Origin of the sequence: Lentzea guizhouensis (assembly GCF_001701025.1) — a bacterium.
Taxonomy (GTDB): Bacteria; Actinomycetota; Actinomycetes; order Mycobacteriales; family Pseudonocardiaceae; genus Lentzea; species Lentzea guizhouensis.
The window spans coordinates 8,836,741-8,858,491 of record NZ_CP016793.1 but is presented as its reverse complement, the minus strand read 5'-3'; the positions used below and the strand labels follow the sequence as shown (position 1 = coordinate 8,858,491).

At 72.7% G+C, this 21,751-nt stretch carries 17 protein-coding genes and 1 pseudogene; 7 read left to right on the top strand and 11 right to left on the bottom strand.

The window, feature by feature from the left end; genetic code table 11:
* Window positions 1-238: 238 nt before the first annotated feature.
* On the bottom strand, window positions 239-652 hold the full coding sequence (locus tag BBK82_RS42165) for an EsaB/YukD family protein (protein ID WP_071812794.1): 414 nt from the start codon (window positions 650-652) through the stop codon (window positions 239-241).
* Window positions 653-773: 121 nt separating this feature from the next.
* Between BBK82_RS42165 and BBK82_RS42160 the strand changes: the two genes are divergently transcribed.
* Entirely contained in the window at window positions 774-2,078 is a 1,305-nt protein-coding gene (locus BBK82_RS42160) for a serine/threonine-protein kinase (RefSeq protein ID WP_065921807.1), read from the top strand.
* Between the two features lie 105 nt (window positions 2,079-2,183).
* Here BBK82_RS42160 and BBK82_RS42155 read toward each other — a convergent pair whose 3' ends face one another.
* From BBK82_RS42155 to BBK82_RS42130, 6 genes are all read right to left on the bottom strand, one after another.
* On the bottom strand, window positions 2,184-4,256 hold the full coding sequence (locus BBK82_RS42155) for a transglutaminase TgpA family protein (RefSeq protein WP_065919915.1): 2,073 nt from the start codon (window positions 4,254-4,256) through the stop codon (window positions 2,184-2,186).
* Window positions 4,257-4,358: 102 nt separating this feature from the next.
* The gene (locus BBK82_RS42150; RefSeq protein WP_065919914.1) at window positions 4,359-5,471 is read right to left on the bottom strand and encodes a DUF58 domain-containing protein; all 1,113 of its coding nucleotides are present in this window, start codon (window positions 5,469-5,471) and stop codon (window positions 4,359-4,361) included.
* 3 nt (window positions 5,472-5,474) lie between these two features.
* Complete coding sequence (locus BBK82_RS42145) at window positions 5,475-6,434, bottom strand: AAA family ATPase (protein WP_065919913.1); 960 nt, start codon at window positions 6,432-6,434, stop codon at window positions 5,475-5,477.
* Window positions 6,431-8,296: a fibronectin type III domain-containing protein gene (locus BBK82_RS42140; protein WP_065919912.1), complete on the bottom strand. Its 1,866-nt coding sequence runs from the start codon at window positions 8,294-8,296 to the stop codon at window positions 6,431-6,433. The genes BBK82_RS42145 and BBK82_RS42140 overlap by 4 nt, the downstream gene beginning before the upstream one ends.
* Window positions 8,297-8,347: 51 nt before the next feature.
* Window positions 8,348-9,601: a sensor histidine kinase gene (locus BBK82_RS42135; protein ID WP_065919911.1), complete on the bottom strand. Its 1,254-nt coding sequence runs from the start codon at window positions 9,599-9,601 to the stop codon at window positions 8,348-8,350.
* Entirely contained in the window at window positions 9,598-10,182 is a 585-nt protein-coding gene (locus BBK82_RS42130) for a response regulator transcription factor (RefSeq protein WP_065921806.1), read from the bottom strand. The genes BBK82_RS42135 and BBK82_RS42130 overlap by 4 nt, the downstream gene beginning before the upstream one ends.
* Window positions 10,183-10,262: 80 nt before the next feature.
* On the opposite strand from BBK82_RS42130, the gene BBK82_RS56045 reads away from it, so the two are divergent.
* The 6 genes from BBK82_RS56045 to BBK82_RS42100 all read left to right on the top strand — a co-directional run bounded on the left by BBK82_RS56045 (window position 10,263) and on the right by BBK82_RS42100 (window position 16,141).
* A complete protein-coding gene (locus BBK82_RS56045) occupies window positions 10,263-11,402 on the top strand; it encodes an AfsR/SARP family transcriptional regulator (RefSeq protein ID WP_170068058.1) in 1,140 nt (379 codons plus the stop codon).
* Window positions 11,399-12,037: a LuxR C-terminal-related transcriptional regulator gene (locus BBK82_RS42120; RefSeq protein ID WP_237048484.1), complete on the top strand. Its 639-nt coding sequence runs from the start codon at window positions 11,399-11,401 to the stop codon at window positions 12,035-12,037. Before BBK82_RS56045 ends, BBK82_RS42120 begins: the two co-directional genes overlap by 4 nt.
* Before the next feature lie 19 nt (window positions 12,038-12,056).
* On the top strand, window positions 12,057-12,701 hold the full coding sequence (locus BBK82_RS42115; RefSeq protein WP_065919909.1) for a response regulator transcription factor: 645 nt from the start codon (window positions 12,057-12,059) through the stop codon (window positions 12,699-12,701).
* 249 nt (window positions 12,702-12,950) lie between these two features.
* Window positions 12,951-13,994 (top strand): magnesium and cobalt transport protein CorA, encoded by a 1,044-nt coding sequence (locus BBK82_RS42110; RefSeq protein ID WP_065921804.1) that lies wholly within the window; start codon window positions 12,951-12,953, stop codon window positions 13,992-13,994.
* A gap of 113 nt (window positions 13,995-14,107) precedes the next feature.
* The gene (locus BBK82_RS42105; protein ID WP_065921803.1) at window positions 14,108-14,830 is read left to right on the top strand and encodes an MgtC/SapB family protein; all 723 of its coding nucleotides are present in this window, start codon (window positions 14,108-14,110) and stop codon (window positions 14,828-14,830) included.
* Window positions 14,831-15,079: 249 nt separating this feature from the next.
* Window positions 15,080-16,141, top strand: coding sequence for a hypothetical protein (locus BBK82_RS42100; protein WP_065919908.1), 1,062 nt, complete (start codon window positions 15,080-15,082; stop codon window positions 16,139-16,141).
* A gap of 341 nt (window positions 16,142-16,482) precedes the next feature.
* Here the strand turns inward: BBK82_RS42100 and BBK82_RS42095 are convergent, their stop codons facing one another.
* From BBK82_RS42095 to BBK82_RS42080, 4 genes and pseudogenes are all read right to left on the bottom strand, one after another.
* Window positions 16,483-16,833, bottom strand: a complete 351-nt coding sequence (locus BBK82_RS42095) for a CU044_2847 family protein (protein ID WP_065919907.1) — start codon at window positions 16,831-16,833, stop codon at window positions 16,483-16,485.
* Complete coding sequence (locus BBK82_RS55240; RefSeq protein WP_065919906.1) at window positions 16,821-19,355, bottom strand: nSTAND1 domain-containing NTPase; 2,535 nt, start codon at window positions 19,353-19,355, stop codon at window positions 16,821-16,823. Before BBK82_RS55240 ends, BBK82_RS42095 begins: the two co-directional genes overlap by 13 nt.
* 142 nt (window positions 19,356-19,497) lie before the next feature.
* Window positions 19,498-20,334 (bottom strand): annotated as a pseudogene (locus BBK82_RS57080) (serine protease); the annotation flags it as partial.
* A gap of 52 nt (window positions 20,335-20,386) precedes the next feature.
* The gene (locus BBK82_RS42080; RefSeq protein ID WP_154697826.1) at window positions 20,387-21,751 is read right to left on the bottom strand and encodes a DUF4241 domain-containing protein; all 1,365 of its coding nucleotides are present in this window, start codon (window positions 21,749-21,751) and stop codon (window positions 20,387-20,389) included.

Below are 21,751 nucleotides of genomic sequence, written 5' to 3'. Positions count from 1 at the left end.
TCCGCGTCGCGCTTCGCGTCCCGCTGACCTCTTCCTGCCAGCGCACGGGAAGCCCACGACCGCAGCATGGTGACGCGTGCTGTGCGGCCACACCGACTTCGGCATCGACGTCCGCTGCGCCCACGGCAGTTCGGTGATCGCCGGCCGCGCCGGAACAGGGCTGTGGCAGGCGCCCGCGGGTGGTGCGGCGACCGCCTGGGGACAGGCCAGAGCGGCCACCAGAACAAGTGCCCGATCCTTACCACCAGCGCCACCAGCACGGCCCCGCCTGCCACGGCGAACGCGGCACCGCGGGTCCGCCGAACCCGTGCGCGACACCCCCCGCCGAGATCGCCTCGACCACGTCGTCGTACTCCGGCTCCGGCCACTCCAGCCTGCACGGCACCAGGTGCAGCACCTCGCCGTCGCACACCCGGTGCGTCGCCGGCGACAGTGCCGCGTCCAGCCCGGTGCCGTCGGTGCGGCGCAGCACCCAGCCGCCGTGCTCGGCGCCCGCGTCGGCGAGCCCGGCGTGGTCCGGCAGTCCCGGCACGACCTCGGCCAGCGGTGACCGTTGCGGCAACGCCATGTCGATGCGCCGGCCCGGTGCGGGGATGGTCAGCCTGACCAGCCCGTTGTCGTCATCGGTTCCTCGACCTCTCCGAGCGGCCACTTCCTGCCGTGGGGGCTCGGCCGCTCCGTCACCTGCCTACGATCACCGGACGTGGACCAGCGTCGAACCGGTTCGGCAGGTAGCGGCCACTCGGGAGGACCTCTCTAAGATGGAACCCGCGATGGGGACAGATCACGGGTTCGCCGACCTGGTGCCGCGCGGCACCGGGCCGAGGGCGACGGTCTACGCGGGCATCCACACCGTCACCGGCGAGGCCGTGGCGCTCAAGGTGTTGCGCGCCAAGCTGCCGCGCCGCACCCGCACCGAGGTCGAACGCGAGCTGGCCCGCCTCGCGCCGCTCAAGGACCAGACGGCCGTGCTGGTGGCGGACGTGGTGGAGGACGTGGGCGACCGCACGGCGTTGCGGATGGAGCTGTGCACGCAGTCGCTGACCGACGTGGTCGAGCAGGAGGGCCCGCTGCCGGTCGCGGAGGTGATCGCGCTCGGCCGCACACTCGCCGAGGCGCTCGCGGCGGCCCACGAGGCGGGCATCGTCCACGGTGGCGTCACGCCCGGCAACGTGCTGTACCGCCCGTCCGGTGAACCGGTGCTGGCGGACTTCGGCGTGACGCTGCGCCGGGCGTTCCCGCACGAGGGCGGCGACGGCGTCGACTTCCTCGCACCGGAGACCCTCGAACACGGCGCCGCCGACGAGCGGTCCGACCTCTACGGCCTGGGCGCCGTGCTGTACCTGGCACTCTCGGGGCTGTCGCCGCACCCGGCCCGCCTCGGCGAGCACCCGGACGACCGCAAGCTCCGCGTGCTCGGCTCGACCGTGCCGCGCCCCGACCGGCCGGACCTGCCCGACGAGCTCGCCGAACTGGTGCGCGCGCTGCTCGCCAAGGACCCGGTGATCCGCCCCGAGAACATCCGTGACGTGGCGACCTGGCTCGGCAGGCTGTCCGCGCCGAGCCCGTCGGCGGCCGAGTTCGGCGACTTCGCCGGTCTGCCCGCGGTGCCGCGCCCGCCGGTGCCGCGCGGTGTGCCCGTGCTGGTGTCCTCGCCTGGCACGACCGCGAACAAGCACCCGGCGTTGCCGGTGATCGGTGGTGCCGTCGGCCTGCTCGTCGTCGTGGCGCTCGGCGTGTTCCTGATGAGCAGCGATCCCGTCGTGCGCGGCGACGCGCCCACGACGGCTCCGGCACCGCCGTCCCCGGCCAAGGCGGTCCTGCTGCAGCTGGTCGACCCCGTCGACCACGTCGACTACGTCGACCTGCAGTGGGAGAGCCAGGAACAGCTGGAGTTCGCCGTCGTCGTCGCGGCCGAGGGAGAGCAGCCCAAGGTCATGCGCGCGCAGCAGAACCGTTCGCTGAAGGTCGAGGTCGACCCGACCCGCAAGTACTGCTTCCTCGTGCAGGGCACCGACGGCTTGCACGTCTACGAGAGCAAGCCGAAGGCGTTGCGCGGCGCCACCTGCAAGCTCTGAGCCAGGCCGCCAGGGCGTGTCCCGTGAGTCCGTTCGATGAGAGTCACGGTCGAGAGTCCCGGCCCTCGGCCGCGACTGTCGCGGACGAGACTCACGGGACACGCCCTAGGACCGCAGCGTGCGCGGGTCCACCGCGGCCCGCAGCCGTGCCGGCCAGCCTCGTGCGCGCAACCCCCGCCGCACCACGCGCACCGCGGCCCACGTCGTCCCGGACCTGCGGCCCGGCGTGGCACCCGACCACATGGCGAAGTCCACCGCCGCCGCGAGCGACCGCATGCCGTCCGCACTGGCCGGCAACCCGGCACCGGCAGCGGCGCCGGCCACCTCCAACGGCGTCATGCCCACCGTCAGCGGCACCCGGTGCTCGCGCAACCGGTCACGCGCCTCCAGCCACGCACCGTGCACCGCCGCGGTTCCCGCCTTGCGCCGCCGCCGGTGCGCCCTGACCCACTTCGCCACCGGCACCCCGGCGAGCCACACCAGCAGCAACATCCCCAGCGGGACCAGCACGGCACCGAACGGGAACGGCCGCGCCGGGCCGGTTTCGCCCTGAGCGGGTTGTCCCGGTGCCACCGGCGGGTCCTGCGGCGCGGGAGGCAGCCGGTCGCGCGCGTTCTGCGTCGCCGCGATCAGCCCGGAGTCCTTCCCGGCGCCGCGGGTCGCCGCGCCCGCCGGGTCCAGCGGCACCCAGCCGACCCCGGCGACCGCGACCTCCGGCCACACCAGGACGTTCTCGTTGGTCACGACGTACTCCTCGCCGGACTTCCGCTCCGGCGTGCGGTACCCGACGACGAGCCGGGCCGGGATGCCCAGGATCCGCGCCAGCACCACGTACGCGGCGGCGAACTGCTCGCTGGTGCCCTCGGAGGTGTCGAGCAGGAACCGGCGCAGCTGCGGCCAGCTGTGCCCGCCGGCGCCGTCGACCCGCCGGTAGTTCTCGCGCAGGAACCGTTCCAGCCGCAACGCCGAGGTGAAGCTCGACCGCACCCCGTCGACGGCCTTGGTGGCGAGCTCGGCGACACCGGGCGGTGGCGTGCCGACGCCGTCCTGCCCGCCCAGCCGCGGGTCGACCGCGAACCCGTCGAGCGACTCGCCCACCTCGGGTTCCCACCAGCTCAGCCCGTAGGCGGTGGCCGTCCCCTGTGGACTCTGCGCGAGCAGGCTGCCCTCGTTCTCCTCGACCAGCGGGTCCGCCCCGGTCACCGCGGCGGGCCACGGCCGGCTCGGCAGCCACCTGGTCCCGTTCTCGCGCAGGCTGATCACCGCGTCCCTGCGGGTCGTCGGCACGTCCAGGTCGGGCGCGGGCAGCTCGGTGCCCAACCGGCGGTAGCGGCTGCCCGCCGACCAGGTGACGCCGTCGTAGGTGTCGAGCACGACGACCGGCCACCGGTCCGGCAGGCACTGCTCGCACGACGGCCGCACGCTGAACACGGGGGCGTCCGGGTGCGCCCGCCGGCTCGCGACCTCGTCGAGCGGACTGGTCATCCGCGCCGACACCGGCACGAGCCGGTCCTGCTTGAGCGAGTAGGCGGGACCGGGCAGCGGCACGAGCAGGCCGACCACCACGACGACCGCGGTGACCACCAGCGGCGCGGGCAGGAACGCCGGCACGGACTGGTGCTCGTCCGCCGGCCGGTACAACGCGAACAGCCCGGCGGCGACGGCGACGTACCCGAGCACCGCCAGCACGGCGGCGAGCCCGGTGAGCGCGCCGAACAGCTGGCTGAGCACGACCACGAGGAAGCTGGGCACCAGCGCGAGAACGGGTTTCTCGAGGCGCAGCACGATCTCCACGCCGAACACGCACGCCACCAGCACCAGCAACGGCACGAACAGCAGCAGCTGCGCGTCCGGCCGGGCGGGCCAGGTGGACTGCAGGGTGAGCTGCCAGGAGTCGGTGACACCGTCGGCGAGCAGGGAGAAGGTCGTGCCGGTGGGCAGTCCGGCCACCGTCGTCGGGAACAGCAGCACCTCGACCACGGCCACCAGTCCGGCGAGCGCGACGACGAGCGGCCGCCAGGTCACGAGCGACCTGGCCAGCACCGCGGTCCCGGCAGTCACCACGGCGACGACCGCGATGACCGGGAGCAGCGCGCCCACCCCGAAGACGGACGCGAAGCACAGCCCGGCGATGGCGGCGGCGAGGACGACCAGCGCGACCGGCACACGGTCTTTCACGACCGCACCTCGTTCCACGATTGCACGAGCGCGACCGGCACCCGCCGCCTCACGTCCGCACCTCGGTCCTCAGCCCCACGAGCGCGATCGGCACCTGCCACCTCACGTCCGCACCTCGTTCCACATGCCCACCAGCGCGGCGGCGTCGGCACCGGCCAGCACCCGAGCCCCCGGTACGTGCCCGGCCTGCCCCAGCGCCAGCAGGAAGATCGACGAGTACCGCGACCGCAGCCCGGACAGCTCCGAGACGTCCGCCGCCCCCGACGTCACCACCGCGAGACAACCACCCTGGTGCCGCACCGTCGACAGCAGCGTCACGGCCTCGGTGCTCTGCTGTTGCAGGCAGAGCTGGTCGAGCAGCTGCCGCGCGGCGAGCGGGCCGCCCGAGGTGGCGACGTCGATGCCGCACGACGTCAGCAACCGGGCGTGGTGCCCGGCCAGCGCGGCGGACCGCAGCAGTGAGGCGGCTACGTCGACCGCCTCCTCGAAAGCGCTTTCCCCCAGCACCGGCGCGCGGGTGTCGAGCAGCACGGTGAGCCGGGGCTGGTCGGGGTCGGCGGCCTCCTTGACCATCAACCGGCCGGTCCGCGCGGTCGCCTTCCAGTGGATGTCGCGCACCTGGTCGCCCGGCAGGTACTCGCGCAGCTCGCGCAGGTCCAGCGACCCGCGCAGGCGGTCGTTGGACCGGCCCTCGTGGTGGTGCCGCGGGAAGCCGCCGGTTCGCGCGAGCGCCGGGTACGACCGCGGGTGCACCCACAGCGTCACCGTGTCGCCGACCGTCAAGCTGTTGCGCGCCAAGCCGAACGGGTCGGTGCGCGACAACGTCAGCGGACCCACCGGCATCCTGCCGCGCACCGGCGTCGGCAGCTGGTAGTCGTACGGCCGCGACGTGTCCGGCGCCAGCCCGTGCACCTGCACCGTGCGGTGGAACCCGCCGGCCACGTCCACGGCGAGGAACCCGCGCTGCCACCTCGCCGAGGCGTTGCGCACCTTCAGCTTCCCCAACGCCTGCGCACCCCGTTCGACCCGGTCCGGGTACACGTCCCGGGTCACCTCGACGTCCACCCGCCGGAACGTCACCAGCACCGCCGCCCCCACCGCCACCAGCCCGGCCAGCGCCAGCAGCAGGAACAACGGGTACCGCCCCCACCACCCGGCCGCGCCCAGCCCCAGTGACACCACCAGCACGGCGGTGCCCCGCACGGTCAGCCTCATGGTCTAACGGCTCGCCGCGCTCATCGCGGGCGCCGGGGTGGTCGCGAGCACCTCGGTCACGACGTCCGCCGCCGACCGCTGCTTCAGCTCGGCCTCCGCGGTCAGCACCAGCCGGTGCGCGAGCGCGGGGACGGCGACGTGCTTGATGTCGTCGGCGGTGACGAACGACCGTCCCGCGGTGGCCGCCAGCGCCTGGCCCGCCCGCACGAGGGCGATGCTGCCGCGCGGGCTCGCCCCGAACCGCACCGAGGCGTGGATCCTGGTCGCCGCGCAGAGCCGCGCCGCGTACTCGCAGATCGCCCCGTCCACGAACAGGCCGCGGACCTCGGTGATCGCCTCCACGAGCGCGGCGATCTCGACCACGGGCTGCAGCCGGTCGGCGGTCATCCCGGTGCAGGCGTTCATGATGATCGACACCTCGTCGGCCACGTCCGGGTAGCCGACCGACAACCGCAGCAGGAACCGGTCGAGCTGGGCCTCCGGCAGCCGGTAGGTGCCCTCCATCTCGATCGGGTTCTGCGTCGCCACCACCAGGAACGGCGACGGCACGTCGTGCGCCACCCCGTCCACGGTGACCCGGCGCTCCGACATCACCTCCAGCATCGCCGACTGCGTCTTCGGCGTGCCGCGGTTGATCTCGTCGGCCACCACGACGTTCGCGAACACCGCGCCGGGGTGGAAGGTGAACTCCTCGTCCTTCTGGTGGTAGACGGTCACCCCGGTGATGTCGCCGGGCAGCAGGTCGGGGGTGAACTGGATGCGGCTCCAGCTCCCGCCGATGCTGCGGGCGAGGCACCGCGCGAGCGTCGTCTTGCCCAGTCCCGGCACGTCCTCGACGAGCAGGTGGCCCTCGGCGAGCAGCGCGACGACGGCCAGCCGCACGACGTCCTGCTTGCCCCTGATCACCAGCTGGACGTTGTCCGAGATCGCCGAGAACACCGCGGCCGCGCGCGTCTGGTTCATTCTGTCCACTCCAGGCGGTTCGATTCGACTCCACCGGCCGTGACCCACACCGTGTGGCCCGCGCCGTGGTAGAAGAAGGCGTTCAGCACGGCATTGCCGTCCGCGTCAGTTCTGAGGCTGTGGCCGGGGTTCGAGTAACCCGAGTCCGTCGAGTGCGGGTCCACCTTGTACTGGGTGTTCGGCTTGAACCCGGTCATGAGGATGTGCATCCAGTAGCAGTTCTCGTGGTCGCACCTGGGTGCGATCGGGCCCTTGGTCAGGTCGATCTTCGGGACCCGTTTCGGCGGGGCGGCGTTCGCCGTCGCGGGCGTGCCGCGGCCCGCGCTGTTCTGCGCCACCACGGTGACCGTGAACGGGTGGTCGGCGCCCTGCCAGATGCCCCTGATCACGTAGGTGAAGGCGGTGCCCGGCACCGAGTCCGTGCCCGAGCGGCCGCCCTGGCTCGTCCACGAGATGTGGTACGCGGTCACGGGAGCACCGTTGGCGGGCGCGGCACCCCACGTCACGGTCGCGTCGACCTGCTGGGGCGTGATCGCGATGGCGAGGTTCGGCGGCATGCCGGGCGAGGTGACCGGGATCGGCGGTGGCGTCCGGACCGGCGGTTGCGCCTGCGGCGGTGGCTGGGCTTGGTTGGTGCGCGTCTGCGGTGGTGGCACGGGCCTGCCGGTGTTCGGAGGGGGGACCGGCCGGTCTGCGTTGGTGTCGGCGGGCTTGGTCGTGGTCGGTTGCACCGGTGGCGGCACCGGCTTCCTGGACTCCTCGGGCTTGGCGCCGACGACCGGCACCGGCTGCATCGAGCCGTCCTTGTCCACGACCACGACGTGCTTGCCCTCGGAGCCGTCGACGTACACGCGCGCGTCCTCGCCGCGGACCAGCTCCGGCTTGCCCTTCTCCTGCGGGATCGCCGCGGAGTGCCGCTGCCGGCCGCGGTTGTCGTAGGTGCGCACGGAGTTGCTCTTGTGGTCGAGCAGCACGACGGAATCCCCACTGACCGACGGGCTGTCGTACTCACCGTCCGGGAGCTGGACGGTCTCGGCGGGAGGACGCTGCTCGGCCAGCGCGCCCTTGTCGTCGACCCGCGCCTCGACGAGGTGCATGCGGCGACCGGCCGGATCGAGCACGGCGACCCGGCCGGCGGCGTCCACGGGCGCGATCCGCGCGTTCGGCGGGGCGTCCACGCCGAGCTTCACCGCGGTGCCGAGTCCCTTGCCCTCGACGACGCTCATCGAGTCGGCGGTGGTGTCGACGAACACGACCCGGTCGCCGGCGACGGTGAGGCCGCCGGTGTGGCCGGCCGGTGCGACGGTGGGGCAGTCCAGGTTGGTCGCGCCGCGCGCCAACCGGCAGATCGCGCCGGAGTCGGTGCGGTGCACCCACACCGTGCCGTCGCTGGTCGACACGGGCGACCCGACCGGGCCTCCCGCGTCGAAGACCTGCGGGTCGAGGCCGAGGCGCACGATCCGGCCGCTCTGCCGGAAGACCGAGTAGGCCCCGCCGGCGGCCTGGACCGGCACCGACCGCTCACCCTTGACGGGCGCGGGCACGGTCGCCTCCACGGACAACGTCGACTTGCCGAAGATCGTGACGTCGTCGGAGCCGACGACGTAGCCGTGGGTCTCGTCCTGCACGACCTGGCTGCCGGGGGTGAGGCCGGGAACGGACACCTGCGTGTCGGGCTTCTTGGTCGAGCCGTCCACGCGCACCACCAGCCCGAGCTCGGGGTTCGCGACCCAGTGCCCGGACGGGATGAACTCGAGGCCGGGCACCTGCTTCACCGCGCCGGTCAGCGCCAGCGTCACGGCTGCGACGACGGCGACGACCAGCCCCACCAGCGGCCACCGGGAGTGCTTGCGCTCGCTCACGGTACGAAGAGTAACGACGTCGGTACAGGAATCATTCGGGATCGGTACATTTCACGACCGCCCGGTGGGCAGGACGATCTCGAAGATCGCCCCGCCGGTCTCCGAACGGTAGATGCCGAGCGTGCCGCCGTGGGCGTGGGTGATCCGCTGCACGAGGTGCAGGCCGAGGCCGGTCGAGCCGCCGCCGCTGGTGAAACGCCGCAACGCCCGCTCGGCGGTGGCCGGGTCGAGTCCCGGTCCTTCGTCGGCCACGACGACCCGGCCGCCGCCGACGCTGACGTGCACGACCGCGGCGGTGCCGGGCCGGTGGCCGTGCTGGACGGCGTTGCCGATCAGGTTCTCGACCGCGCGGCCGATCATGTCCGGGTCGGCGTCCACCCTGGTCGGCACGGACGTGAAGGTGATGCGCGCGCCCTCGGCCGGGATGTCCTCGACGACGGCGGCGACGAGCTGGTCGAGCTGCACGGACTGGACGTCGAGCTGCTGCACGCCCGCCTCGAACTTGGCGTGCATGAGCTGCGTGCCCACGATGCCGCCCATCCGCTTGGACAACCGGACGATGCGCGGCAGGACCTTGCCCATGCTGCCGGGGTTGCGCATGGCGGTGTCCGCGAGCGCCCGCAGCCCGGTGACCGGCCGTTTCAGGTCGTGCGCGATGCCGTTGAGCATCTCCTCGTGCTGCTCCAGCGCGGTCGCGGCGGGTTTGATCGCGAGTCCGGACAGGACGTGGCCGGTGCCGCCGAGGGCGGCGATCAGGATCACGCAGCCCAGTGCGACCAGCAGCACCCGCCGGTCGTGCTCGTCCTTCTCCCGCTGGGCGTCGGCGTGGGCCACCACCGCGCCGACGTACGGGCCGTTGGCACTGGTGAACGGCTGGGCGTAGGCCCGCACGAGAGTGCCGTCGACGGCCCGCACGTACGCGCTCTGCGGCTGGCGCTCCCGCACCGCGTCGGCGGCCAGTCCGCTCAGCACGGCCAGGTCCACGTCCACGCACGACACCCCGCTGAGGTAGGGCTCGAACTGCCCGCGGCCCGCCGGGAGCACCGCGAACTGGGGGCACTCGACCGTGATCGAGTCGCCGAACAGGCCGCTGGTGTCGAGCCGGTCGCCGGTGAACTCGAGCTGGCGCGCCACCAGCGGGGGAACGCGGCGCAGGTCGGCGTCGACGGCTTGCTCGCCCTTCTGCTCAGCGAGGTCGAGCATGAGCCACGCGACCAGCAGCAGCCCGGCCGCGTTCAACGCCGTGAACACCCCGGTGAGCAGCCACCTCAGCCCACGCAGCCGGGCCGCGGCCCCCGTGGTCACCGGTGCGCCTCCAGCCGGAACCCCACCCCGCGCACGGTGTGGATCAGCTCCGGTTCGAGCAGCTTCTGCCGCACCCGCTTGACGACCTGGTCGACCACGTTGGACATCGGGTCGGTGCTGGCGTCCCAGCAGTGCTCGATCAGCTCGGAGCGGCTCACTTGTGGCTCAACGTGCTCCGGCGCGCAGTCGACCTCCAGGTCCGCGTGGCGCAGCACCGACGGCCGCGCCCGCCCGGCGCGGCGGCACATCGCCTGCACGCGCGCGGTCACCACGGCCATGTCACACGGCTTGACCACGTAGTCGTCGCCACCGTGGTCGAACCCGGCCACCCGGTCGCCGACGCTGTCGAGCTGGGTCAGGAACAGCACCGGTGTCGCCCAGCCCTCCCGCCGCCTGCGGTGCACGTAGGTGATCGAGTCGCCGTCGGGCAGCAGCCGGTCGAACACGACGCAGTCGTAGTCGTTGTCCCGCAACGCCCGGTCCGCACCCGCGATGTCCTCGGCGTCGTCCACCGCGAACCCGGCGGCCTCCAGCTCGACCACGAGCGCGACGCGCGTGTCCTCGTAGTCCTCGACGAGCAGCACGCGTGGAATGACCCCTCCCGCCGGTCGTGTCATCAAATCCTCATGTGGTCGCGGAGATGGTAGGTGGCGTGACACCGATGACCTTCCACGTGCCCGGCCCGCTCGAGGCGCACACCGCCACCGACGCGGTCGTCGAACTCGGCACCCGCAAGGCCGGGACGGTGCTGGCCGTGCTCCTGCTGCACCCTAACGCCTGGCTGCGCACCGACGAGATCGTCCGCGCGACGTGGCCGGAACATGCCGTGCCCGCGGCGGCGAAGGCGAACCTGACGACGTACGTGTCCCAGCTGCGGTGCGTGCTGCCGTCCTTCGGGTCCGGCAACCGCATCGAGGCCCGGTCCGGTGCGTACCGGCTGCGGGTGGGACGGGGTGAGGTCGACTCGGACCGGGCGTTCGAGCTGGCGGCGGCCGCGCGGGCGGCGATGTCGGCTGGTGATCACGGGGCGGCTCTTGTGTTTCTGGAGGACGCGCTGGCGTTGTGGCGGGGAAGGCCGTTCGAGGGCGCGGACGTGGCGGACGTGGTGGGGCGACTCGACGGGCTGCGTCTCGACCTGGTGGAGGGGCTGGCCGAGGCGCAGCTCGCTCTTGGCAGGCGGGGTGAGGCGCTTGCGGCGTTGCGGGAGCTGACTGTTCAGGACCCGTTGCGGGAGGGGGCTTGGACGCTGCTGGGGCGGACGTTGGTCGCGACGGGCCGGCGGGGCGGGGCGGTGGCGGCCTGTCGGGCGGCGGGGTGCTGGCCGACGAGCTCGGGTGGAGCCGGGCCGGAGCTGGCCGGGCGCTCGGGGTGGGTGCGGGAGCTGCCGGCGGACGTGGCGGTGTTGGCGGGCGGACGGAGAAGCTCGCCGCGCTGCTGTCCTCGGGCGGCGGGTTGGCTGGGTTCGGTGGGCGCGGTCGTCGGGCAGCGGGGCGGCGTTCTGGCGCCGGATCCGTGGTGCAGTCCGGTTTCCGGCTCGCCGGGTTCGACGGGCAGACGCCTGGACCTTGCTGCCGAGCTGCTCGACGCGGCACCGGGCGTGGCGCTGACGGCGGCCGTGACAACGGAACCCGCCGGCGGTGCCGCGCTCCGCGTCGCCGCCACCACGCACGCCGCGATCACCGCCGCGGCAGCCGAGCTCACGCACGTCGCCGCACACCGCGGGGTGCGGCTGGAACGACTCGACGGACGGCACGCGAGCGCGGTCGCCGCCACCTTGCCCATTGGAGGGGGATCACTGTGAACACGCTGTCCTTGGTGCGCTCCGACTCGTCCGCGAGCGTGGGCGTGGAAGCGAAGCTGGCGTCGGCCACCAGCGAGGTGATGATCGCCAGGTCGCTGACCGGCCGGCCGGTGCTGTTCCGCCAGGCCGATCACGACAACCTGCGCCGCGGCGTGCGCTACCGGGTGCTGGTGCCCGACCGCGCCCGCACCGCCCACGGCGTCGCGGCCAAGCTCGGTGCGCTGGCGCTGGCCGGAGCGGACATCCGGACGGTGCCGAAGGTGCCGTTGGACGCACTGGTCGTCGACCGCAGGCTGACCGTGCTGCCCGCCGAGCGGCACGACTCGGTCGCCGCGTTCGAGCTGCCCAGCGTCGTCACCACGACGGTCGAGCTGTTCGAACGCATCTGGCAGGACGCGGTGCCGTTCACCGCGGCCGTGGCGTCGGCGGGTGAGGTGACGTTGCGCGAACGCGAGCTGCTCACGCTGCTGTTCGCCGGCTGCACGGACGAGGCGGCTGCGACCCGGTTGAACATCTCGGTGCGCACGGTCCGCCGCACGGTGTCCCAGCTGATGGACCGGCTGGGCGCGCGCAGCCGGTTCCAGGCCGGTGCCAAGGCCGCCGACCGCGGCTGGCTGCTGGAGCACGCGAGCTGATCCGCTACCGTCGGTCACTGTGCGGGTACTGGTGACCGAGGACGACGACGACATCCGGTTCGCGGTGGAGACCTCACTGCGGGGCGCGGGTTTCGCCGTCGACGTGGCCACCGACCTGCCGGCGGCCGACGAGGCGCTGTTCGTGAACACCTACGACTGCGTGGTCTTCGACCGGGTGCTGCCGTCCGGTGACGCGCTGGACTACGTCAAGCAGCGCCGGATGGCCGGGTGGGGTGCCGCCGTGCTGTTCCTCACCGGCATCGACAACCCGGTCGAGGGCCTGCCCTACGGCGACGACTACCTGGTCAAGCCGTTCGCCATGCCGGAGCTGATCGCACGGGTGCGCAGCCTGTGCCGGCTGACCGCGGTCGCGCCGCCGCCGGTGCTGCGCCACGCCGGCCTGGAGCTCGACCCGGGCCGGCGCACCGCGACCCGTGGTGGGCGGCCGGTGAGCCTCACGGTCAAGGAGTTCACGGTGCTCGAACGGCTCGTGCTCGCCGGTGGGCAGGCGGTGCGCCGCGACGACCTGATCGCGGCGGCGTGGGACGCCGAGGTGCGGCCGAGCTCGAACGTGCTGGACGTCGTGATCACGGCGCTGCGCCAGAAGCTCGGTCCTCCCGCGGTGGTGCTGACCGTGCGCGGCGTCGGCTACCGCTGCGGCTGACCTCCAAGGTGGGCCTTCGCGGCTGGGCCGGCCGGAAGCGGTCACCTGGCCCGTTCGCGGCAGTGACCCGAGCAAGCTGAGTCCGACCAGGACTCAGCGCGCGCGGGAGGCAGCGTGGAAACACAACGGGTGCTGTTGGCGTGAGTGATCGAGGGCCTCCTGGCCAGCCGGTGCAGATGCCGCACCTTCGTCACCCCCGGCCGCGGCCGGGGCGTTCCGCCGGAACGGCGCTGGGGCATCATTGCGTTCATGTCTGCGTCCCCATCAGGTGATCTGACGGCTGAGCACGCGCGGGACGCCGTGGTGGCGTGCGGCATCTACGTCGACGGCGTCCAGCTGCCCGGCCACTTCTCACCCGCCGGTGCGGTCACCGAGATCCGCGAGCGCGGCACCGGGTTCGTCTGGATCGGGCTGTTCGAACCGGACGAGGAGCAGATCAGGGACGTGGCCGACGCGTTCGGCCTGCACCCGCTCGCGGTCGAGGACGCCGTGCACGCCCACCAGCGCCCGAAGCTCGAGAACTACGGCGACAACCTGTTCATGGTGTTCAAGACGATCCGCTACGTCGAGCACGAGTCGCCCACCACCACCAACGAGATCGTCAAGTCCGGCGAGATCATGGTGTTCCTCGGCAAGGACTACGTCGTGACCGTGCGCCACGGGTCGCACTCCGAGCTGCACGACGTGCGCCAGGCGCTCGAAGACGACCCGGAACGGCTGGCGGTCGGCCCGGCCGCGGTGCTGCACGACATCGCCGACCGGGTCGTCGACAACTACCTGGAGGTCGTCGAGCTGTTCCAGAACGACATCGACCTGATCGAGGCCGCGGTGTTCGAACCGCGCAGCACCATCGGCGTGACCCAGATGTACCTGGTCAAGCGGGAGATCCTGGAGCTGCGCCGGGCCGTGATGCCGCTCGCCGGCCCGGTGCGCAAGCTCGCCGAGGGAGGGTGCAGCTCGCTGGTGCCGGAGGAGGTGCGGTCCTACTTCCGCAACGTCGACGACCACCTGACCACGGTGAACGAGCGCGTCACGTCGTTCAACGAGCTGCTCACGACGCTGGTCGACGCGACACTGGCGAAGGTGTCGTTGCAGCAGAACAACGACATGCGCCGCATCTCGGCGTGGGTCGCGATCGTCGCGGTGCCGACCATGGGCGTCGGCGTGTACGGCATGAACTTCGACTACATGCCGGAACTGCGGTGGAAGTACGGCTACCCGATGGTGATGTCACTGCTCCTGATGATCTGCCTGCTGCTGTACCGCCTGTTCAAACGCAACCGGTGGCTCTGAAACACACACTGATCCCATCGTGGTACCCCCTGGCGCGGGAGCGGCCTGAACCGACCGTCCACACCGGATACTCCGTCGTGGACTGTTCGTGGCCCGACCAGGAAGACCCCACGATGACCACCGCGGAAATGCTGCTGCGCCTCGGCACGGGCGTCGGCCTCGGCGCACTGATCGGCATCGAACGCCAGTACCGCGCCCGCATGGCCGGCCTGCGCACCAACGCGCTCGTCGCCGCCGGCGCCACCCTGTTCGTGCTGCTGTCGGCCCACGGTTTCACCGGCGACACCGCCGACCCCACCAGGGTCGCCGCCCAGATCGTGTCCGGCATCGGGTTCCTCGGCGGTGGCGTCATCCTCCGCGAGGGCCTCACCGTGCGCGGCCTGAACACCGCCGCCACGCTCTGGTGCTCCGCCGCCGTCGGCGCGCTGGCCGGTGCGGGCCTCTACCTCGAAGCCGTCGCGGGCACCGTCGTCGTGGTGGCCGTGCACCTGGTGCTGCGCCCGCTCGGCCGCGTGGTGGACCGCCGCCCGGAGACCGGCGACGAGGAACCGGTCACCTACACGTTCCTCGCCGTGGCCAGGGACGACGCCGAGGCCCACGTGCGCACGCTGCTCGTCCAGGCGCTGGCCCGCACCGACTTCGCCCTGCAGTCGGTCGAGAGCACGAACGCCGACCGCGGCGGCCTGGTCGAGGTGAGAGCCGCGCTGACCGCGGAGCACCGCGACGACAAGCAGATGGAGTCGGCGGTCAGCCGCCTGTCGCTCGAACCGTCGGTCACCAGCGTGCGCTGGCGGGTCCACGCGCCGAGCGAGCTCCGCGACGACGAGGACGGCTGACCGCCTGTCGTTGATCGTGGAAATACTTCCTGTGACGATCTCATCCGATCATGCGACCCCTGTCCGGTATGAATCTCCCCTTCCGCTGGGTGCGAACGTCAGCGCAGGAGTAACGGTTGTCGCCCGTTCAGCTGGTCAATTGCAAAAAGGTTTTTCGGCCCTTCGCCCGGTTACTCCGCAACGGCGGAGTCACGGTTCTGACTGGAGGGGATGACTCCACGTCCGAATGTTGTCGTCGAAAGGAAAACCATGCGCAAGAAAGTCAAAGGTGGCCTTCTGGCCGCTGCGATGGCTGGTGGTCTCGTTCTGACCGGCGGATCGAACGCAAGTGCCGACATCGACGCCTTCCTCCCGTTCGAGGCCGGCATCTCGGGGCACCCGTTGTCGGGGGAGATGCTCGCCTACCACCTGCTGACGTCGTCTGACCAGGACGAAGACGACGATGAGAACGAGACCGCCACCGCGGACGACGAGGGCGCGGAGGTCCACGCGCTCGGGGACGACGAACCGGCCCACCACTGGGACGACGATGACGATGACGACGAACCGGCGTCGCATTGGGACGACGATGACGACGACACGCACGTCGACACGAGCGCCGAGGCGTCGGCTGTCGGCGGCAACGGCGCGGCGTCTGGTGAGGCCGGCGACGCGGAAAGCCACAACCTCGCCGTGTCGGGTGATTCCGGTGATTCCGAAGAATCCGGTGACACCGGTGACAACTCCGCCCTGCTGATGTGCGTGCGGGCATATTGCCTGACCGGTGTGGGTTCCGGCGACTCCGGCGACACCGAGACCGGTGACACCGGCAACGCGAGCAACCACAGCGTCACCGCGGGCGGCAACTCCGGCCACGGCGGCCACGGCGGCGACGCCGACGCCGCCGCGGAGAACGCGACGGCAACCGAGTCGGAGGACGACGAGGACAGCGACAACGACACCAGTTCGACCGTCGAGTCAGACGCCCAGGCGTCGGCCACGGGCGGTCACGGCGCGCCGTCGGGGGAGGGCGGCGACGCTGAGAGCACGAACGTCGCCGTTTCCGGCGACTCGGGTGACTCCGGTGAGTCCGGCGACACCGGCCACAACTCGGCCATCGTGATGTGCGTGCAGGCCAGCTGCATCACCGGCGTCGGTTCCGGCGACTCGGGCGACACCGGCACGGGTGACACGGGCGACGCGAGCAACCACAGCGTGACCGCGGGCGGCAACACCGGGCACGGTGGCCACGGCGGCGACGCCGAGGCTGACGCGTGGACGACCTACGTCGGCGACCACAGCGACGACGACGATGACGAGAGCGACGACTGACATCTCCTCACAGGCGTGACCACGGGCGGGACCGGACGGTCCCGCCCGTGCGCTGTGTCCGGGCACTCGTTCCGTTGTGCGCCAAGGACTTCGGGACGACCAGTGCCGGGGCTTCGGGACGACCAGCGCCGATGCTAGGCGGGTCGGCCGAGGTGAGCCCGAGGCGGTGACCGACGAGTTGCGCCGCGCAGCCGGCCGAGGAACGCCTCGACCGCACCGCCGCACCGCCGCACCGCCGCACCGCCGCACCGCCGTTGCCGCGCCGACCGCACCGCCGTTGCCGCGCCGCCGACCGCACCGCCGCTGCCGCGCCGACCGGCCTGCTCGGCGAAGCCGGTCGGTCAGCCCTCCTCGACCTGCTCCTCCTCGACCCGCGGCAGGCGCCCCCAGGTCAGCTTCACCTTCAGGTGCCCCTCCACCCCGGTCTTGGCGATCACCGCCCCGGCCTCGGCGTTCAGCTTCACCCCGAACTCCACCTGCACCTCGTCCGGCCGCACCTCCATCTCGCGGAAGCTCGCCAGCGCGGTCGAGGCGGCCACCCTGACCTGGCGCATGGCGTCCTCCAGCGACGCCGCGGCCGACCGGATCACGTTGCCGCCGCGCGACACCGGTGAGATCTCGGGCCCGTCGGCGGTCACCTCCACCAGGACCACCTCGTCGTCGGGCAGGCGGAAGCTGATCAGCTCGGGCACAGGTCTCCCTCGTGGGCGTCTTTCGGGACGGACTTCTCGACGTTCTTGTCGTTCTCGGGGTCGGCGAGCACCGCGCACAGCCGGTCGACGAGCTCGCCGGTCTCCAGGCGCGGGCGGTCGGTGAGGGTGTCGGTGTGGCGGCGCAGCGGCGGTGGTTCGTCGCGGTGGGGGAGGACGACGCCGATGGCGCTGGTGCTGACCAGCAGCACCGGACCGGAGGTGTCGCCCAGCAGGAACGCGTCGTCCCAGCCGATCTGGTAGGCCCAGGTGTCCTTCTTCTCGCCGGTGGCGAGGTGCCACGTGGACAGGCGGTTGCCGTAGTCGTCGGGGATATCGCGCACGTCGGTGATCGACGTGTCGAGGCGTTCGGTCCACGAGAGCAGCACCGTGGCGCCGGTCGCGTCGAGGCCGACGGTGCCCGTGGCCTCCTTTTCGGACAGTCCGGTGACGCGTGCGGTCTCGCGGCGGTCGGTGACGTCCCAGACGACGACCTGCTGTCCGCCGCCCGGTGCCGGCACGCGGGCGGCCAGGGTCTGCCAGTCGAGGCTGATCGCGCTCGACCCGACGTGGTCGGCCAGCGGTGTCCTGGTCGGTGTGCCGGTCAGCCGCACCGCGGACAGCTGGATGCGGGCGGTCGGCCCCGGCCGGTCGTTGGCGAGGATCTCCTGGACGGTGGCCTCCTCGCCGCCGGGTGCGAGCCAGAGGTCGGCGACCCAGCCGCGCCACGGCAGCAGCAGGTCGTCGCGTTGCCTGCCGGTCGCGAGGTCCCAGGTGACGAGCCTGTTCTCGGCGTTGACCAGGTCGGCCTCGGTGGCGGCGACCGGGCGGGTGGGGCGCACGGCGGCGACGACACCGTCGCGCGGGTCGATGGAGAGCGCGGAGATCGAGCCGAACGTGCGGTTCAGCTTGACCGCGGTCGTCACGCGCCGGGCGCCGATGTCGTAGACCACCAGGCACTCGCCGACCTCGGCCATGCTGTCCGGCACGCAGGTCGCGTGCTCGCCGGGGTCGATCGACGGCAGGCCGTCGGCGTCGGTCTGGCCGGTGACGCTCAGCTTCGCGAACCCGACCCGCTGGACGAACGCCACGTACTCGCCGCTGCGGCTGATCGTGATGTTGTAAGCGGTGTCGTGCGGCCCGAACAGGTGGTCCAACCGGGTGGCGGTGACCCGGTCGCCCACGTCCCACACCACGACGCGGCGCGCGGAGTCGACGGTGACCAGGCGCCGGCCGTCGGCGCTGACCTTCGTCGCGAAGTCGCTGCCGTCCATGGGAATCGGGCGCAACCCGGCCGGGGCGCGAGGGTCGGGCTCGTCCGGCTCGGACGCGACCATCGTGTAGTCGGGCAGCACGCGGTCGACGCCCTTGACGGCCCAGTCCGGCGCCGGGAAGAGCTTCACCTCGGGGTCCGTGCGGTAGGCGCGCACCGCCATCTGCAGCCCGCCGTAGGTGTCGTGCACCCGCAGCCGCAGCGACTTCGCCGCCATGTCGTTCGCCGCCAGCGTCGCCCGGCGCTCGCCGACGCTCTGGTAGGTCAGGACCGCCGCGACCAGCGCCACCACCAGCACGACCGCGACCCGTGCGGCCAGCCGCACCCGGCGCCGGTTGCTGCGGGCCACGTAGTCGCGTTCGGCCGGCCGAGGTCGGCCTGGTGCTCGCGCCCAGCGGTTCGCGTCGCGCAGGTCGGCGCCCGAGAGCAACCGCCGGGAAGCGGACCCCTCGTCGGTCCACTGCCGCATGCGCTGGCGCAGGGTCTCCTGCCACGCGCGGAACTCCCGGTGCTCGGCGGCCACCTCGCGCAGCTGGTCCCACTGCACCAGCAGGGACTCGTGCGCGAGCTCGACACCGGGCACCGGCGACACGCGCAGCACGAGCAGGCGGGTGCCGGCCAGCCGTTGCGCGACGGCCCACTGCTCGGCGTCCAGCTCGTCGCGGCGGGCGGTGCGCCGCACCGCCAGGTCACCGTCCGGGAGCGGCCGGATCAGCTGCATCAGCAACCGGGTCGCGGTGTGCCGGGACGCGGGGTCGAGCGCCGCCCACACGTCCTTCGCATAGACCGCCAGCGCACCCCGCACGCCACCCGACCTGTCGTAGGTCTCGTGCCGCAGCAGGCCGCGCCGGCGTTGCCTCCACAGCTCGGTGAGCGTGAACTGCAGCAGCGGCAACGGACTGCTCGCCGTCTGCACGTCCTCGACCAGCCGGTCGACCAGACCCGGCTCGCACTCGACCGTGCCGATCCTGGCCAGCGGCCCGGTGATCGCCTCGCGCAGCTGCGACGACGACAGCTCGCCGACCGTCACCGGCAGCCAGTGCGCGGCCAGGTCGACGGTCGCCGGCGCGCGCAACGCGGTGCCGAGGAACGTGTCGCGCAGGTTCAGCAGCACCGACCACCGCGCCGCTGGGCGCACCACCGCGCGCAGCACCGCCGTGAACGCCGCCTGGTCGGCCTCCGGCAGGTCGAAGAGCTCCTCGAACTGGTCCACCGCGACGACCAGCCGGTCGGCGCCCGACCGCGCCAGCACCGCGGCGACGACGTCCGCGACACCACCACCGCCAGGCGCCGCGCCAGCTCGTCCACGCGCTCGACCGAGTCCGCCGCCCGTGCAGCAGCCGGTCCAGCGCCACCGCGAGCGACCGCACCGGCGTGCTCGCGTCCGAGGGCCGCAGCACCGCCACGGTCACGCCGGCCAGCCGCGGCAGCACCCCGGCCCGCAACAACGACGACTTGCCCACCCCGGACGGCCCCACCACGCACACCACCGGTGCCGTGCGCACCAGCTTCGCCACCCGCTCCGACTGCTCGTCCCGCCCGAAGAACATCTCGGCGTCCTGCTCGTCGAACGGCCGCAGCGCCCGGAACGGCGGCTCCCGTTCGATCACGTCCGCCAACTCCGGCCACGCGGCCAGCAGCGCGTCCACCGTGATCATGTACCCGAGCTTGGGCGGCGCACCGGTCACCCGGCGGACCACCATGCCCACGGCCGCGTCCAGGTCGGGTCCCCACACCGCCGTGCCGGAGAAGCCGTGTTCGAGCCGCGCCTCCCGGCCGGGCTCGTGGTGCATCTCCACCCACCCCGTCGCCACCGGCCCCGCCCGCCGCCCGTAGACCCAGCTGCCGATCTCCAGCCGCTCCGGGAACCCGACCATCACCAGCTGGTCCGGGGTGAGCCCGCCGGACCTCGTCAGCACGAGCGGCGCGGCATCCGGCGGCGGCGGCCCGACCAGCTCCAGCCCGGCGATGTCCCCGGTGAGGTCGTCGTCGAGGGCCTCCCAGGCGACGACCCGCGCGGCCTGCCGGTGCTCCGGCCGCACCAGGGGGAAGTCGACCTCGACCAGGCCGTCCGGCCGCGACCCGCTCGCGGACACGTCCAGCGCCTCGGCCACGACGTGGGCGGCGGTCAGCACGTGCCGGGGACCGGCGAGGAAACCGGCACCGACCGGTGTGCCGTCCCGCCAGATGCGCACCAACGCGCTTTCCAGCGGAATTCGATCTGACGCCATTCATCCCCCCGGCGGTCACATTAGCGCCCGCTCACCGCTGCCGGTGCCGCTTTCAGGCCGGTTCGGCGGTGCACAGGTCCGGCACCAGGAAGTCGACGACGAAGCGGCTGGGGGAGCCGTCGGCGGCGCGACCCACCCACACCGGGAACGAGCCGTCGCTCCAGCCGGGCACGACGACCACGTCGGTCTGCCCGGCGGACAGCCTGCGGAAGGGCGCGTCGCCCGGCATCGCGGTGTCGACGTCACCGCTGGGGAACGCCGCCGAGCCGGTGTGGTCGAGCAGGGCGAGCGTGGCGGTGTCCACCGGATTGCCGGAGAACTCGCCCTCGCCCAGCTCCAGCGCGACGTCACCCTCGAGCGGCGCCAGTTCCCACGACGCGACCGGTGCGTCGGTGACGGTCATCCGGCACGCGACCGTCCAGGTGGTCTCCGGCTTCCCGTTCTCCGCCACCTGGAACACGTCCACCGCGTACTGGCCGGGCGCGACCGGCACGGCCAGCGGCGCGGCGGCCACGTGCAACCAGCCGGGGTCCGCGACGAGCAGCTTCCCGCTCGGCAACCGGATCGTCCCGGCGGAGGTCTGCTTCACCGTCAGGACGCGGCCGTCGTCCGTGCGGAACCGCGCCCCGTCTGTGGTCAGCTCGGTGATGTGCCGCGGCCGCAACGGGTGCGGTGGCTTCCACGGGAACGCCGCCGGCACCTCGTCGGGCCCTGGACGGACCGTCACGGGCCCGGTCAGACCGGCGAGCACCGGCCAGCCGTCGACCGCGGGCACCGGCACGTTCTCGGAAGGCGGGTCCGGCCAGTCCGCCCAGTCCCGCGAGGTCTGCAGCTTGCCGCCACCGGACAGCTCCGTGTCCGTCGAGACCGTCCTGATCGTCCCGTCGGCGTGGCGGCGCACCCGAACCCGCGAGGTCGGTTCGCCGGCGAGCTCCCGTGCGTCCGGCCCGGAGCGCCAGCCCCGCACCTCGAACACCCGCAACCGCTCGTCCGGCCAGCGCCGGTAGGCGGTACCCCGGTACCGCCTACCGCGGTCGTCGACGAACCACACCTCGGCGTGGTGCGCGGCCCAGCACACCTCCACGACCGCCCGCGCCACCCCGCCGGCCAGCACCACCACGGCGTACTGCCCGCCGGCGGCGTCCTGCTTGCGAGCGACCGCCTCGGACATCGGTGACACCGGTGAACGCGAGGCAGCGTCCCACCCGGCGCAGTGCACGACCTCCACCGGCTCGTCCGTCGGATCCGGCGCGGCGGGCAGGTGCTCGTCGCTGAACGGGTCGCGGTTGCCGGGATCGCGGGAACGTCGTTGCGTCAGCAGGCCACCGGTCAGCAGCGCCACGCCGAGGGCACCGGCCATGACCGCGGTGCGCCGGGACACGCGCCACGGAGATCCGTCCGGTGCCGGCGAGTTCAT

Coding starts and splice junctions, on each gene's coding strand:
- BBK82_RS42160 (WP_065921807.1), top strand. CDS start 774: ATGGGGACAGATCACGGGTTCGCCGACCTGGTGCCGCGCGGCACCGGG.
- BBK82_RS42150 (WP_065919914.1), bottom strand. CDS start 5,471: ATGAGGCTGACCGTGCGGGGCACCGCCGTGCTGGTGGTGTCACTGGGG.
- BBK82_RS42145 (WP_065919913.1), bottom strand. CDS start 6,434: ATGAACCAGACGCGCGCGGCCGCGGTGTTCTCGGCGATCTCGGACAAC.
- BBK82_RS56045 (WP_170068058.1), top strand. CDS start 10,263: ATGACCTTCCACGTGCCCGGCCCGCTCGAGGCGCACACCGCCACCGAC.
- BBK82_RS42110 (WP_065921804.1), top strand. CDS start 12,951: ATGTCTGCGTCCCCATCAGGTGATCTGACGGCTGAGCACGCGCGGGAC.
- BBK82_RS42105 (WP_065921803.1), top strand. CDS start 14,108: ATGACCACCGCGGAAATGCTGCTGCGCCTCGGCACGGGCGTCGGCCTC.
- BBK82_RS42100 (WP_065919908.1), top strand. CDS start 15,080: ATGCGCAAGAAAGTCAAAGGTGGCCTTCTGGCCGCTGCGATGGCTGGT.
- BBK82_RS42080 (WP_154697826.1), bottom strand. CDS start 21,751: ATGAACTCGCCGGCACCGGACGGATCTCCGTGGCGCGTGTCCCGGCGC.